This is a genomic window from Pseudomonas sp. FBCC-B1565, from assembly GCF_059133265.1.
Genome location: NZ_CP101438.1, coordinates 376,919 through 389,327, shown reverse-complemented (window position 1 = coordinate 389,327; position 12,409 = coordinate 376,919). Strand labels below are relative to the sequence as shown.

Genomic DNA, 12,409 nt, shown 5'->3' with positions numbered 1-12,409 from the left:
GCTCCAGGCTCACAAACACGACAGGACAACGCGTGACTCCTCTGCACACTCTCTGGCTGACAGAAACCGTGCGCCTGCGTGAAGAACACGCCGGCCCCCTGGAAGACCTGGAAGCCAATCGCCTGGCCCGCTCGGCAGGTGGCGATCTGCCGACGCGTATCCAGCAGCGTGCCCTGCACTTGGCCGAGCGCGATGGGCTCACGACCGCCCTCACCCGCTGGTTGCAAGGCGCACGCCTGGCGCTGGTGCTGCTGGCGGTCATCGCCGTGATCAGCGGCGCGGGCCTGGCCTTTGCCGCGCTGGGCAACGGGCTGGTCCCGGTGAATGTGTTCTGGGCCTTGGGCAGCTTGCTCGGCTTGAACCTGATCCTGCTGATCAGCTGGGCCTTGGGCCTGCTGTTTGCCGGTGAACACAGCGCCAGCCTCGGGCGACTGTGGTTATGGCTCAGCGAAAAACTCGCCCGTGACGCAAAGGCTGCGCAGTTGGCGCCCGCACTCCTGCTATTGCTGCAACGCCAGAAACTCAATCGCTGGGCCGTGGGTGTGCTGGTCAACAGCCTGTGGTTGTTGGCGTTGCTCAGCGCCCTGGTGATTCTTCTTACGCTACTCGCCACCCGCCGCTACGGCTTCGTGTGGGAAACCACCATCCTCGGCGCCGACACCTTCGTCGCCGTGACCCAGGCCCTCGGCACCCTGCCCGCGCTGCTGGGCTTCAATGTACCGAGCGTCGAGATGATCCGTGCCAGCGGCGATTCCGCGCTGAATATCGAAAGCGCCCGCCAAGCCTGGGCCGCTTGGCTCGTGGGTGTGCTGCTGGTCTATGGCCTGCTGCCACGCTTGATCCTTGCCCTGCTGTGCCTGTGGCGCTGGAAGCGTGGGCGCGCCGCGCTGCGCCTGGACCTCAACCTGCCCGGCTACAGCCAATTGCGCGAGCGCCTGATGCCGAGCAGTGAGCGCCTCGGGGTCAACGATGCCGCCCCCGAACAACTGCATCACGTCAGCGGCGGCGTCAGCGAACTGCAAAGCGACGGCGCGCTGCTGGTGGCCATCGAACTGGACGACCAGCACCCCTGGCCCCCAAAACTGCCGCACAACGTGAAGAACGCCGGTGTCCTCGACAGCCGCGAATCGCGCAACAAACTGCTGGAACAACTCACGCGCTTCCCGCCCGCCCGCCTGGCCATCGCCTGCGACCCGCGCCGCTCGCCGGATCGCGGCAGCCTGGCGCTGATCGCCGAACTCGCCCGCAGCGCCACCGCCACCCGCGTATGGCTGCTGCAAGCGCCGCCCGGCCAGGCCCTGGACGCCGAACGCCTGGGCGACTGGCATGCCGCGCTGCAGCAGCTTGAGTTGCCCTTTGCCGACTGCGCGCCGCTGAATTGGCTGGAGACCGGTCATGACTAAGCCCCTGAAACTCGCCGTGGTCGGCCACACCAATGTCGGCAAGACCTCGCTGCTGCGCACCCTCACGCGAGACGTCGGTTTCGGCGAAGTCTCCCATCGTCCCAGCACCACCCGGCATGTCGAAGGTGCACGGTTGTCGGTCGACGGCGAAGCCTTGCTGGAGCTGTACGACACCCCCGGCCTGGAAGACGCCATCGCCCTGCTCGACTACCTGGAACGCCTGGATCGCCCCGGCGAACGCCTCGACGGCCCGGCCCGCCTGGCGCGCTTCCTGGAAGGCAGCGAAGCGCGCCAGCGTTTCGAACAGGAAGCCAAGGTGCTGCGCCAACTGCTCGCCTCCGACGCCGGCCTGTATGTGATCGACGCCCGCGAGCCGGTACTGGCCAAGTACCGCGATGAGCTGCAAGTGCTGGCCAGCTGCGGCAAGCCGTTGCTGCCGGTGCTCAACTTTGTCAGCAGCAGCGACCACCGCGAGCCGGACTGGCGCGAAGCCCTGGCCCGGCTTGGCCTGCACGCGCTGGTGCGCTTCGACAGCGTGGCTCCACCGGAAGACGGCGAACGGCGCCTGTATGAAAGCCTGGCCCTGCTGTTGGAAAACGCACGGCCGCAATTGGAACGGCTGATCCTGGATCAAGAGGCGCAGCGCCAGGCCCGTCAGCAAAGCGCCGCACGGCTGATCGCCGAGTTGCTGATCGACTGCGCCGCCTGCCGCCGCAGCGTGGTCACCGAAGATGAGCAACACGCCATCGGCGACCTGCGCAAAGCCGTGCGCCAACGTGAACAAAAATGTGTGGAAGCGCTGCTCAAGCTGTTCGGCTTCCGCCCGCAGGATGCCGCCGCCAGTGACTTGCCGCTGCTGGACGGGCGCTGGGGCGACGACCTGTTCAACCCGGAAACCCTCAAGCAACTCGGCGTGCGCGTCGGTGGCGGGATCGCCGCAGGCGCGGCGGCGGGTGCCGGTGTGGACCTGTTGGTCGGCGGCCTGACCTTGGGCGCCGCCGCCCTGGCCGGCGCCATTGCCGGAGGCGCGCTGCAAACCGCACGCAGCTATGGCAGCCGGTTGCTGGGCAAGATCAAAGGCCAGCGCGAACTCACCGTCGACGACAGCGTATTGCGCCTGCTCGCTCTGCGCCAACGCCAGTTGCTCAAGGCCCTGGACCTGCGCGGCCATGCGGCGATGCACAGCATCAAGGTCGACACGCCCCAGGACAAAACCTGGCGCGAAGGCAAGTTGCCGGACGCGTTGCACAAAGCCCGCGCCCATCCACAATGGTCGTCGCTCAACCCTCACCCCAGGCTCAGCCAGGCCGAGCGCCAGGAACAGGTCGAAGCACTGGCCCGGCGCCTCGACGAAACCTAAGCCGCCAGCACTTGCCGCGCCTTGGCCTTGAGCACCTCAAGGTCGAGCACCGGCACGTGCATTGCCTTGGCCTGTTCGTCCCAATGGCGCATGCGCAGGCTGATCTCGCAGAGCGGGTCTTGCTCAAACGCCCGCGCTTCTTCCTGGGTCATTACACCGCCCTGGTACCCGAGCGTACGGCGACTGGCTTCGCTCAGGCAGGCGTAATAGTCCGGCTGGCTGAAGGTCAGGTAGCGCTTGGCTTGCACGTGATATTCCACCAGCTTGGCCATGCGCTCGCTGAAGCCTGCACGACGCAGGTAATCGGCGCCGAGCCGCTCATGGCTGACCACGCCATAGCCGCCCATGTTGTCGTTGCCCTCGCCGCACAGGTGCCCGATATCGTGGAAAAACGCCGCCAGCACCACTTCATCATCGAAGCCTTCGGCCATGGCCAACTGCGCCGCCTGGGACATGTGCTCGATCTGCGACACCGGCTCGCCAATGTAATCCGCCGTGCCGTGTTGCTCGTACAAGCCGAAGACTTCGTCGATGGTCTGTTCAGAGGTCATCACGCCGCCCCCCACAAGGTTGTGATATTGCGTTCGGCCATCGCCGGCCCCACGCTCATGCCCACACCGGTGTGCATCAACGCTGCACTCACACCCGGCGCCGCTCGCAGGAACGAAAACGGCGCCGGCCCGCGCGAGCCGTACACACCCTGCCAGCGCTCCACCACCTGGATCTTGCAGCCCAGGGTCTGCTCGGCCAACTCGATCATCCAGTCATCCACCTGCTCGGCATTGAACGGCGATGCATCGCTGCCGTAGTCATGGGAGTCACCGATGATCAGTTCGCCATGGGGCGTGGGGCTGATCAGCAAATGGATGCCGTGTTCGTGCAGGTGTGGCGCTTCACGCAGGATCTGCGCCTGGATCGGCGCCGCTTCCGGGAGATCGGCGAAAGCGCCGTAGTGCACGCAGCTCAAGCCGGTGAGCAAGGCGTGTTGCAGGTTCAGGTTCACCGCTGGCCGCGCGCGCAGCATTTGCAGGCGACAGATGCTCGGGTTGAGTTCGGCCATCGCTTCGGCCAGCAGGGTCTGGTAGTCGTGGCCGGAGCACACGATGATCTGTTCAGCGCGAAAGCTGCCTGCCGTGCTGTGCAACTGGCCCGGTTCGACGTCGCGCACCAGGGTGGAGAAGTAGAACTCCACGTTCAGCTCTTGCGCCAGGTAGTTGATCAGCGCCGGGATCGCTTCACGCGAATACAACTGCTGGTCATCCTTGCCGTGCAACGCGGCGCGGTGATGGCGGAACTGGCCGCCGTACAGGTCCTTCATCGCGGAGCCTTGCAGCAACTCGACGTGGTAGCCGTGCTCCTGCGCACGGCCAGCGCAGAACGCTTCCAGTAGATGCTCTTCGGCTTCGGTACGGGCGAACAGGTATGAGCCGTTGCGCTTGAGTTGCAGCCCGGCCACCTGCGCCCAATGGCCCCAGATTTCGCGGCTTTCTCGCGCCAGGTCGAGCATCGGCCCAGGTGGTTGACCGGTCACCAGGGCCTGGCCGAAGTTGCGCACCGAGGCGCCCAGCGGCGTGGCGCTGCGTTCGAAGACCTTGACCTTGAGGCCGCGCCTGGCGGCGGCAAAGGCGTGAGACAGGCCGAGGATGCCGGCGCCGATGATCAGCAGGTCGCTGTGGTGTGTCATATCGTGATGTCCTGTTTTGCAGACCGCCATCGGGGGCAAGCCCCCTCCCACACTTGAAAGTGTTCACAGTTCAAAATGTGGGAGGGGGCTTGCCCCCGATAAGGCCAGTAGCCCTAACGAAAAACCTTACTGACCGGCAACCTTCTCCGATTTGCCGTCATAGCGCTTGCGCCACTCGGTCAAGATGCTGTCGCGGTTCTTCGACGCCCAGGCAAAGTCGTTCTTGATCAAGCGCTGCTCGTAGTCGGCCGGCAATTCGGTCTGCGGCTTGGCGATACCCGGCTGGGCGAGCACGGCAAAGTTGTCCTTGTACAGGCCCATGGCCGCCGGGCTGGCGGAGAAGTCAGCGAGCTTCTGCGCGGCGTCCTTGTGCGCGGTGCCTTTGATCACGGCGGTGGCTTCGATGTCCCAGCCCAGGCCTTCCTTCGGCAGGATGATGTCCAACGGCGCGCCCTGGCGCTTGAGTTGTACTGCTGGGTATTCAAACGAAATGCCGATCGGGAATTCACCGGAAGCGGCCAGCTTGCACGGCTTGGAACCGGAGTGAACGTACTGGCCGATGTTCTGGTGCAGGTCGTCCATGTACTGCCAGCCCTGCTTCTCGCCAAAGGTCTGCAACCAGGCGCTGACGTCGAGGAAACCGGTGCCGGACGAGGCAGGGTTAGGCATGACGATCTTGCCCTTGTACTCAGGCTTGGTCAGGTCCTGCCAGCTCACCGGCTTAGTCAGGCCCTGTTTCTCGGCTTCAACGGTGTTGAAGCAGATGGTCGCGGCCCATACGTCCATGCCGACCCAGGCCGGAGGGTTGGCGGCGTCGCGGTAGTGCTTGCCGATCTTGTCCAGGTCCTTCGGCGCGTAGTTGTCCAGCATACCTTGCTGGTCGAGGATCGCCAGGCTGGACGCGGCCAGGCCCCAGACTGCGTCAGCTTGCGGGCGGTCTTTCTCGGCCAGCAGCTTGGCGGTGATGATGCCGGTGGAATCGCGCACCCACTTGATCTCGACGTCGGGGTTAGCCTGTTCGAAGGCCTTTTTGTAGGTCTTCAATTGCTCGGCTTCGAGGGCCGTGTACACGGTCAACTCGGTTTTCGCGGCAAAGGCATTCACGCTGAATGCCGTGAGTACCGCCGCGACCAGCGCCAGGGGCTTGAACATGGAACACCTCCTTCAGGATTATTGGCCGGGCGCGGTCTGGCGCCAGGCTTGGGAGCGGCGCAGTGCGCCACGTGAGGCCCACGCCAGCAGCAGCGAGACGCCGGCCGACGTGAACAGGATCAGGGTCGACATCGCCGCCGCACCGCCCACGTTGCCGGCGTCGTCCATGTTCAACACGGCGACGGCGGCGAGGATGGTGTCGGGGCTGTAGAGGAAGATCGCGGCGGACACGGTGGTCATCGCCGACACGAACAGGTAGCGCACGATATCCAGCAGCGCCGGCAGGCAGATCGGTACCGTCACTTTCAGGTAATGCCGGTACAGCGGTGCCTTGAGGGACAGCGCGGCGGCTTCGAACTCGGCGTCCAGCTGACGCAGCGCCGTGGTGGCGGTCATCTGGGCGGTGGTCAAATAGTGCGCAATGGTGCACACCACCAGCAGGGTCATGGTCCCGTAGAACACATGCAGCGGGTTGCCGTTAAGGTTGAAAAAGAACACGTAGCCCAGGCCTAGTACCAGGCCCGGCACGGCCATCGGCACGAAGCTGAGCATGCGCAGGGCCAGGTTTAGGCCCTTCTGGCCCTTGGTTTTTTCCATCAGGTAGGCGCCGGTGAAGATCAGCGCGCTGCCGATCAATGCGGTGCACAGGGCCAGGGTCAGGCTGTTGCGATAGGCCAGCCAGCCGCCGCCGGCCGTGTCTTCGAACTGGTAATGGTTGAGGGACAGCGACAGGTTGTACGGCCAGAATTTAACCAGCGAGGAGTACACCGCCATGCCGAACACCAGCAGCAACACCGCGCAGATCAGCAGCACGATGGCCAGGTAACAGGCGTCTCTCAGGCGCGAGGGCACCGGTTGAAACACTTGTGCACGGCCGCTCATCGAATCGCCGTGACGACGGCGCAGCCAGGCATCCACCCCAAAGCTGAGCAGCGCCGGCAGCAGCAACACCATGCCGATCAGCGCACCGCGCCCGAACTGCTGCTGGCCGACCACGGCCTTGTAGGCTTCCAGGGCCAGCACCTGATAATCGCCCCCCACCACCACGGGCACGCCGAAGTCGGTGATGGTCAGGGTGAACACCAGGCAAAACGCGGCGAACACCGCCTGGCGCGTGGCCGGCCAGGTGATGCTGCGAAACGCCCGGGCCGGGCTGGCGCCCATGCTGGAGGCGGCATCGAACAGGCGTGCATCCGCCAGGGACAACGCCGACAGCAGAATCATCAAGGCATGTGGGAAGGTGTAGATCACCTCCCCCAGCACAATGCCCCAGAAACCGTAGATATTCTCCGAGAGCAACCCACGCAGCATGCCCTGGTTGCCAAACAGGTAGACCAGCGCAATGCCCGGCAGCATCGACGGCGCCATCAGCGGCAGCAGCGACATACCGCGCCAGATCGCCTTGCCGGGAATCAAGGTGCGTTGCAGGGCGTAGGCAAACAGGTAAGCCAGCGGTACGACGATGGCTGCCACGCTCAGGGACACTTTCAGGCTATTGCCCAGCAGCCAGTGGAAGTTGGCGCTGGTCACCAGCTCCCGCGCCGCCAACAGGCCACCGCCCTGCCCGGCCTCGCTGCTGAAACCGCGCCAGAAGATCGCCAGCAACGGCATCAATACAGCGATACCCAACAGCAACAGCCACAGCAGTTTGCCGCCGACGACGAAAATTCTGTCGCCGGTTTCGGCGCGGGAAACCTGGCGTGGCAGCGTCATGACAGCGGCCATCTCAGGCAAACACCTGCAGGCTGCGCGGCGGCAAGGCCACCCAGATGTCCTGGGCGCCCAGGCGCGGCATGGCTTCCGGGGCCAGTTCGGCGAGCAGCGGGTGGCCGGGCAATTGCTCCAGTTCAAAGCTCATGCGGCAGCGGTTGCCAAGGAAGGTGATCTCGCGCACCTTGGCCGGGAACAGGTTTTCTTCATGCACCGGCGGGTTGACGCTGATCGCCTCCGGACGGCAGAACAGGCGGCCCGACTTGGCCACGCCAGCATCGTCGGCCAGGCGCATGTTCATCCCGCCGACCTGGGCGTGACTGGCACTGTTGCGGCTGAACGGCAGCCAATTGCCCTGGCCGACAAACTCCGCCACGAACGGCGTGGCCGGGCGGTCGTAGATCTCCTGGGGCGTGGCGTATTGCTCGACCTTGCCGTTGTTCATCACGGCGATGCGGTCGGCCATCAGCATGGCTTCGTCCTGATTGTGGGTGACCATCAGCGTGGTGATGCCCAGGCGCCGTTGCAGTTGGCGCAGCTCGGTGCACAGATGCTCACGCACGCGGGCGTCGAGGGCCGACATCGGTTCGTCCAGCAATAACAATGAAGGCGCGGGCGCCAAGGCACGCGCCAAAGCGACGCGCTGCTGCTGGCCGCCAGACAGCTGGCCGGGGTATTTCTTTTCGCTGCCGACCAGGCCGACCAGTTCGAGCATCTGGCCAACACGCTGGCGCACTTCATCACGACCACTGCCGGTGAGGCCGTAGCCGATGTTCGCTTCGACGGTGAGGTTGGGAAACAACGCGTAGGACTGGAACAGGATGCCGTAGTCCCGCGCCTGGGGCGGCAGCCGGGACACATCGCGGTTGCCCAGGTAAAGCTCGCCACTGTCCTGGCGTTCAAGGCCGGCGATGCAGCGCAGCAAGGTGGTCTTGCCGCAACCGGACGGGCCCAGCAGGCACACCAGCTCGCCGGCGGCGACGTCCAGCGAGACGTTATCCAGCGCGGTAAACGCGCCGAAGCGTTTCTGGATACCGCGCACCTTCATGGGCGCGCCGGGTTGGGTCAGGGCTGTGTTCATGCAAGGCACCTCATCGAACGGATGAAGGCCATGCTAGGGGGGCAATGCGTCCCTGGTGTGGCAGAAAGGCAAAACCCGGTGATAGTGGTATTGGTGGATTTGGGTAGGGCTCTCAGCGCTGAGTTGCCTGGTCTATCACTATCGGGGGCAAGCCCCCTCCCACATTAGACCCCGTTCTCATGTTGGAACTCGGTCAAGTGTGGGAGGGGGCTTGCCCCCGATTGGCCCTCAAGGCGATCACCACGCTTCAGAGCGGCGACATTTCCTGCGCCAACCCCAGAAACGCCGCCGGCAGGCGAGCACTTTTCCGTTCCTTGAGGCAGTACAGATACTCCGGAATCTGCGGCGCGTTCTCGAACGTCAGCACGCGCAATTGCGGGTCATGGGGCACTTCCTGGCGGGCAATAATGCTGATACCGATATTGCGCAGCACCGCTTCACGAATCGACTCGCGGCTGCCGATTTCCAGCAGCGGTCCGAAGCTCATACCTGCGCTCTGCAACAGTTCTTCGGTCAAACGTCGCGTGGTAGAGCCCGCCTCACGCATCAACAGCGTGTGCCCGGCCAATGCGTTGAGCGGCACATGGTCGAGCTTGGCCAACGGATGGTTGCGATGCACCGCCAGCACCAGCGGGTCGGTGCCCAGCACACGGCGAATCAGGCGTGGGTCTTCCAGCAGTTGCGAGGAGGCGGCGACGTCGACACGGTAATCGTCCAAGGCTTCTAGCACTTGTTGGGAGTTACCGATTTCCACCGACACTTCCACTTGCGGCAGGCGTTCACGAAAGGCTTTGACCAGATCGAGGATGTAGTACGGTGCCGTGGCGGCAATCCTCAGTGCACCCTGGACCTGGCCATTGTTGCGTAGAAAAAATTCGATGTCGGCTTCTTGCTGCAACAGCGCCTTGACCATCGGCAGCAGCCGCGCGCCCTCGTCGCTGACGGTGAGGCGACGGCCGCCACGGTAGAACAGCTCAACACCGTATTGGCTTTCCAGGTTACGGATCTGGGTGGTGACCGTGGGTTGGCTCAGGCCGAGTTTTTTCGCCGCCTGGGTAATGCTGCCCAGGCGGGCGACCATGAAAAAAGCCTTCAACTCGGCACTCAGCACACCACCCTCTCATCGTTTATTTGCGCAACAGGCGCAGGCCATTGAACACCACCAGCAGGCTCACGCCCATGTCGGCGAACACCGCCATCCACATGGTGGCCATGCCCAGGAAGGTGACCGCCAGGAAGATCGCCTTGATCACCAATGCCAGGGCGATGTTCTGCTTGAGGATACTCGACGTTTGCCGCGACAGACGAATGAAAGCCGGAATCTTGCGCAGGTCATCGTCCATCAAGGCCACATCAGCGGTCTCGATGGCCGTGTCAGTACCCGCTGCGGCCATGGCAAAGCCGATCTCGGCGCGGGCCAGGGCCGGGGCGTCGTTGATGCCGTCGCCAACCATGCCAACGCGGTGGCCTTGGCCGTAGAGGGTTTCGATGGCTTGCAGCTTGTCGGTCGGCAACAGATCACCCTGGGCCTGGTCGATGCCGACCTGGGCGGCAATCGCCTGGGCGGTGTGGGTGTTGTCACCAGTGAGCATCAGAGTCTTGATGCCCAGCTCGTGCAACTGCTGGATGGCTTCGCGGCTGCTGTCCTTGACCGTGTCGGCCACGGCGAACAGCGCCAGCGGGCCGGATTTGTCGAGCAGCAACACCACGGATTTGCCTTGTTTTTCCAGGGCGAAGAGTTTCTCTTCCAGCTCCGGCGAGCACAGGCCCAGGTCTTCCACCAGTCGGTGGTTGCCCAGGTGGTAGGTTTCGCCGTTGATCTCGCCACGCACGCCGCGACCGGCCAGGGCCACGAAGTTATCCACAACGTGGGTGGGCAGGTTTTTATCCACAGCCGCGTTGGCGATGGCCAGCGACACCGGGTGATCGGAACGCCCCGCCAGGCTGGCGGCCAGCGCCGGTGCGCTGTCTTCGACGTTGGGGAACAGCGCCAGGTAGTCGGTTTGCACCGGTTTGCCGTGGGTGATGGTGCCGGTCTTGTCGAGGGCCAGGTAGTCGAGCTTGTAACCGCCCTCCAGGTACACGCCGCCCTTGATCAGGATGCCTTTGCGCGCCGCTGCCGCGAGGCCGCTGACGATGGTCACCGGGGTGGAAATCACCAATGCACACGGGCAGGCGACCACCAGCAGCACCAGGGCACGGTAGATCCAGTCGAACCAGGCGCCGGCCATGAACAGCGGTGGGATCAACGCCACGCCCAGGGCAAACAGGAACACCGCCGGGGTATAGATCTTCGAGAAGCTGTCGACGAAGCGCTGGGTCGGTGCCCGGGCGCCCTGGGCCTGCTCCACCGCGTGAATGATGCGCGCCAGGGTGGAGTTGTTGGCGGCGGCAGTGACTTTATATTCCAGGGAGCCGGCCTGGTTGATGGTGCCGGCGAAGACTTTGTCGCCCACCGTCTTTTCGATCGGCAGGCTTTCACCGGTGATCGGCGCCTGGTCGATGGTGGATTGGCCAGCGGTGACTTCGCCGTCCAGGCCGATGCGCTCGCCAGGCTTAACCCGCACGATGGCGCCAAGATCGATACTCTTGACCTCTTGTTCAGCCCAAGACCCATCAGCCTGTTGCACGGTGGCCTGCTCGGGCGTCATCTGCATCAAGCCGCTGATGGCATTGCGCGCACGGTCCAGGGACTTGGCTTCGATCAACTCGGCCACGGTGAACAGGAACATCACCATCGCCGCTTCCGGCCACTGGCCAATCAGGATCGCACCGGTCACCGCAATGCTCATCAGGGCATTGATGTTCAGGTTGAGGTTTTTCAGGGCAATCCAGCCCTTTTTATAGGTGGTGAGGCCGCCGCTGAGGATCGACACCAGCGCCACGATGGCAATCACCCAGGTCGGCGCGGCGTTAGTGAAGTGCAGCACTTCCGCCGCCAACGCGCCGATGCCGGACAACGCCAGCGGCCACCAATGTTTCTTGGCGGGCGGTTCGGCGGCGGGGGTGCCTTCTTCGATGGGATCGGCCTGCATGCCCAAGGACTTGATGGCGTCGATGATCGGCGCGGTACTCGGCAGGTCGTGGGTAACGCCGAGGATGCGGTTGATCAGGTTGAATTCCAGCTGCTGCACACCCGCAAGCTTGCCCAGTTTGTTCTGGATCAGCGTCTGCTCGGTGGGGCAGTCCATGGCTTCGATGCGGAAGGTGCTCAGCCGCGAACCGGCGGTGAGCGCTTCGCTCAATTGCACCAATGCCGGGGCCGGCGTGCCGGAGCAGCAGGAGCCGCCGTGGCCGTGGTCATGCACAGGGGTCAATTTCTTCGGGCCATGATCATGGTCGTGATCGTGCTTGTGCGGGGTGTGGATGGAATCGCTCATTCTGTCGCGTCCGTAAAGGTGCCTGTTGCCAAGTAAAGACCCTGTAGCCACTATAGGGTCAAGCACCCATTTGGAGATTGTTGCGATGAAGATCGGCGAACTGGCCAAACTGACCGACTGCCCGGTGGAAACCATCCGTTACTACGAGAAGGAAGGCCTGCTGCCGCCCCCGGCGCGCACCGACGCCAACTACCGCGTATACACCCAGGCACACACCGAGCGGCTGGTGTTTATCCGCAATTGCCGCAGCCTGGACATGACCCTGGAAGAAATCCGCAGCCTGCTGGGGCTACGGGACAGCCCCCAGGACCAGTGCGAAAGTGTGAATGCGTTGATCGACGAGCATATCCACCATGTGAAGGCGCGGATCGATGGGCTGTTGGTGTTGCAGGAGCAATTGCTGGACTTGCGCCAACGCTGTGGCGGCGGGGATCAGTGCGGGATTCTGCAGCGGCTGGAAGTCAGCGGCAGTGTGTTGGCCAGTGAGGCTGAGCCTTCCCATGTGGGCAGAAGCCACGGCCATTAACTCAAACGAAGACGGTTCAAATGTGGGAGGGGGCTTGCCCCCGATGGGGAGTTCCAGCCACCCAATACTTAGCTGATCCACCGCTATCGGGGGCAAGCCCCCTCCCACACAAG

The 12,409-nt window shown here is 63.9% G+C and carries 10 protein-coding genes; 3 read left to right on the top strand and 7 right to left on the bottom strand.

Translation table 11 applies throughout. From position 1 onward, the window contains the following. Positions 1 to 32 precede the first annotated feature (32 nt). Together NL123_RS01745 and NL123_RS01740 are read left to right on the top strand one after the other, a co-directional pair. The gene (locus NL123_RS01745; protein WP_494357113.1) at positions 33 to 1,403 is read left to right on the top strand and encodes a DUF2868 domain-containing protein; all 1,371 of its coding nucleotides are present in this window, start codon (positions 33 to 35) and stop codon (positions 1,401 to 1,403) included. Further along, positions 1,396 to 2,763: a DUF3482 domain-containing protein gene (locus NL123_RS01740; protein WP_494357112.1), complete on the top strand. Its 1,368-nt coding sequence runs from the start codon at positions 1,396 to 1,398 to the stop codon at positions 2,761 to 2,763. Before NL123_RS01745 ends, NL123_RS01740 begins: the two co-directional genes overlap by 8 nt. On the opposite strand, the gene NL123_RS01735 is transcribed toward NL123_RS01740, so the two are convergent. The 7 genes from NL123_RS01735 to NL123_RS01705 form a co-directional block, all read right to left on the bottom strand. Continuing rightward, positions 2,760 to 3,314, bottom strand: a complete 555-nt coding sequence (locus NL123_RS01735; protein WP_248485138.1) for a phosphonate degradation HD-domain oxygenase — start codon at positions 3,312 to 3,314, stop codon at positions 2,760 to 2,762. The genes NL123_RS01740 and NL123_RS01735 overlap by 4 nt on opposite strands. Continuing rightward, entirely contained in the window at positions 3,314 to 4,447 is a 1,134-nt protein-coding gene (locus NL123_RS01730; protein ID WP_494357111.1) for a TIGR03364 family FAD-dependent oxidoreductase, read from the bottom strand. Before NL123_RS01730 ends, NL123_RS01735 begins: the two co-directional genes overlap by 1 nt. A 126-nt stretch (positions 4,448 to 4,573) precedes the next feature. Next, positions 4,574 to 5,599: a putative 2-aminoethylphosphonate ABC transporter substrate-binding protein gene (locus tag NL123_RS01725; protein ID WP_494357110.1), complete on the bottom strand. Its 1,026-nt coding sequence runs from the start codon at positions 5,597 to 5,599 to the stop codon at positions 4,574 to 4,576. An 18-nt stretch (positions 5,600 to 5,617) separates the two neighbouring features. Then, positions 5,618 to 7,324 carry a putative 2-aminoethylphosphonate ABC transporter permease subunit gene (locus tag NL123_RS01720; RefSeq protein ID WP_248485143.1) on the bottom strand — a complete coding sequence of 569 codons (1,707 nt, stop codon included), beginning with the start codon at positions 7,322 to 7,324 and terminating at the stop codon, positions 5,618 to 5,620. A gap of 1 nt (position 7,325) precedes the next feature. Continuing rightward, positions 7,326 to 8,390 carry a putative 2-aminoethylphosphonate ABC transporter ATP-binding protein gene (locus tag NL123_RS01715; RefSeq protein WP_494357109.1) on the bottom strand — a complete coding sequence of 355 codons (1,065 nt, stop codon included), beginning with the start codon at positions 8,388 to 8,390 and terminating at the stop codon, positions 7,326 to 7,328. A gap of 247 nt (positions 8,391 to 8,637) precedes the next feature. Beyond that, a complete protein-coding gene (locus tag NL123_RS01710; RefSeq protein WP_494357108.1) occupies positions 8,638 to 9,501 on the bottom strand; it encodes a LysR family transcriptional regulator in 864 nt (287 codons plus the stop codon). A gap of 16 nt (positions 9,502 to 9,517) precedes the next feature. Beyond that, positions 9,518 to 11,770 carry a heavy metal translocating P-type ATPase gene (locus tag NL123_RS01705; RefSeq protein WP_494357107.1) on the bottom strand — a complete coding sequence of 751 codons (2,253 nt, stop codon included), beginning with the start codon at positions 11,768 to 11,770 and terminating at the stop codon, positions 9,518 to 9,520. An 85-nt stretch (positions 11,771 to 11,855) separates the two neighbouring features. On the opposite strand from NL123_RS01705, the gene cadR reads away from it, so the two are divergent. Continuing rightward, a complete protein-coding gene (gene cadR, locus NL123_RS01700) occupies positions 11,856 to 12,296 on the top strand; it encodes a Cd(II)/Pb(II)-responsive transcriptional regulator (RefSeq protein WP_494357106.1) in 441 nt (146 codons plus the stop codon). Positions 12,297 to 12,409 lie beyond the last annotated feature (113 nt).

What these genes read in the sequence shown, in the direction of transcription:
- NL123_RS01740 (WP_494357112.1), top strand. Translation starts at nt 1,396, where the DNA reads ATGACTAAGCCCCTGAAACTCGCCGTGGTCGGCCACACCAATGTCGGC.
- cadR (WP_494357106.1), top strand. Translation starts at nt 11,856, where the DNA reads ATGAAGATCGGCGAACTGGCCAAACTGACCGACTGCCCGGTGGAAACC.
- NL123_RS01720 (WP_248485143.1), bottom strand. Translation starts at nt 7,324, where the DNA reads ATGGCCGCTGTCATGACGCTGCCACGCCAGGTTTCCCGCGCCGAAACC.
- NL123_RS01715 (WP_494357109.1), bottom strand. Translation starts at nt 8,390, where the DNA reads ATGAACACAGCCCTGACCCAACCCGGCGCGCCCATGAAGGTGCGCGGT.
- NL123_RS01705 (WP_494357107.1), bottom strand. Translation starts at nt 11,770, where the DNA reads ATGAGCGATTCCATCCACACCCCGCACAAGCACGATCACGACCATGAT.
- NL123_RS01730 (WP_494357111.1), bottom strand. Translation starts at nt 4,447, where the DNA reads ATGACACACCACAGCGACCTGCTGATCATCGGCGCCGGCATCCTCGGC.
- NL123_RS01735 (WP_248485138.1), bottom strand. Translation starts at nt 3,314, where the DNA reads ATGACCTCTGAACAGACCATCGACGAAGTCTTCGGCTTGTACGAGCAA.
- NL123_RS01725 (WP_494357110.1), bottom strand. Translation starts at nt 5,599, where the DNA reads ATGTTCAAGCCCCTGGCGCTGGTCGCGGCGGTACTCACGGCATTCAGC.